This window comes from Vibrio sp. 10N.222.55.C6, from assembly GCF_041473395.1.
GTDB lineage: Bacteria > Pseudomonadota > Gammaproteobacteria > Enterobacterales > Vibrionaceae > Vibrio > Vibrio crassostreae_C.
The window spans coordinates 1-269 of record NZ_JBFRSD010000328.1 but is presented as its reverse complement, the minus strand read 5'-3'; the positions used below and the strand labels follow the sequence as shown (position 1 = coordinate 269).

The window sequence follows — 269 nt, the reverse complement described above, 5'->3', positions numbered from 1 at the left end:
CGTCTTGCGTGTCCAACACACTGTCGCCCACCAGCACCATCGAAGATCCGCCACTGGCAAGGAATTGGCCATCGATGCCCAAAGCAAACACATATAGCTCCCCATCGATATATTCAGGGTCACTCATAAAGTCTTTAACGCTTTCATCGCCATCCTTTTGAACATGGACCACCGCTTTAGCAAGGAGAGTTTTGGCTCTTCTTTCTGCATCACTGACAACGTGTGGTTCAGAAATATCGAGCACGTTTACAGGCTTGGCTTCTTTCTCC

The 269-nt window shown here is 48.7% G+C and carries 1 pseudogene; it reads right to left on the bottom strand.

What is annotated here, in order from left to right:
* Window positions 1–269 (bottom strand): annotated as a pseudogene (locus AB4486_RS23940) (hypothetical protein); the annotation flags it as partial.